Genomic DNA, 1,000 nt, shown 5'->3' on the forward strand with positions numbered 1-1,000 from the left:
ACTGGCGGCTTCTTTGTCTGATTGACTGTCTACTTCAAGCAACGTCTGAATACTTTCGTCTTCTCTAACTTTCTGTTTGTGCTGCTTTGTTAAGTTGATAAGCGCCCAAGCAAAAACAATCACTAAGATCGTAACTAAACGTTGAAAATCACTTTTAAGCGGCTCGTAACCGGCAACCGTGATCAGAGGACCCACAACCCAAATAAAAATGGAGCACGCGGCTACACCGACTAAACCAAGAAACCATCTTTGGGTAAATACTCTGCCTATTTCTTTAATACTCATTTCCTTGCCCAACCGTTAGTTGCCCACAATAAGATCGATTTCAATTCGACGATTCATTGCTCGGTTCTTTTCACTATCATTTTCTACCAAAGGTCTCGCATCACCCAACCCTTCAGGAATCACTCTTCCTTTAAGTGCACTGTTGGAGATTAACTGTTCGGAAAGAGAAGTTGCCCGAGCTAAAGACAAGTGCCAATTGGATGGGTACTTGCTGGTAAATATCGGACGGTCATCGGTATGCCCGGTAATTATGATCTTCCCTTGTGTCGCTTCTAAGGTGCGTGCAACTTTAGAAATAACTGGCTGTATGTAAGCCACAACGCTCGCACTACCAGATTCAAATAGGTCTTGAGCTTTAAGAGAAATACGAACTCTATCTTGCAACGCTTCCACAGTGACAAGATCCTTGCCAATCTCCGTTGCCAAATACATAGATATTCTTTCGGCAATAGGTGCTGACTTTGACTCAACCATAGGATTACTAACTGCTGGGGTTGGTTGAATCAGGTTTACCAATTGAGCAAAAGTTTGGTTGGAAGCTTTGTTCAACTCGTAGCTGAAGTACATAAAAATACAAACAAGCAGTGCGGAAGTTACCGAACAAACCACCCATAGAGGAGCACGTTCCGAAACCTGAGCACCTGCCAATATATGTTGTTCTACTTTGTTACTAAGCTCTTGCTGTACTCCGCGACCATGTGACTTAAGCACTGAT

At 43.1% G+C, this 1,000-nt stretch carries 2 protein-coding genes; both read right to left on the minus strand.

Annotation, left to right across the window (positions count from 1 at the left end; genetic code table 11):
* Positions 1 to 285, minus strand: a 285-nt coding sequence (locus R7070_RS26775) for a hypothetical protein (RefSeq protein ID WP_318141600.1), incomplete at its 3' end; no start/stop codon positions are given.
* A gap of 15 nt (positions 286 to 300) precedes the next feature.
* The coding region (gene tssL / locus R7070_RS26780; protein ID WP_318141601.1) for a type VI secretion system protein TssL, long form at positions 301 to 1,000 on the minus strand (700 nt) is incomplete at its 5' end.

It is taken from the genome of Vibrio sp. 1557 (genome assembly GCF_033340175.1).
GTDB lineage: Bacteria > Pseudomonadota > Gammaproteobacteria > Enterobacterales > Vibrionaceae > Vibrio > Vibrio alginolyticus.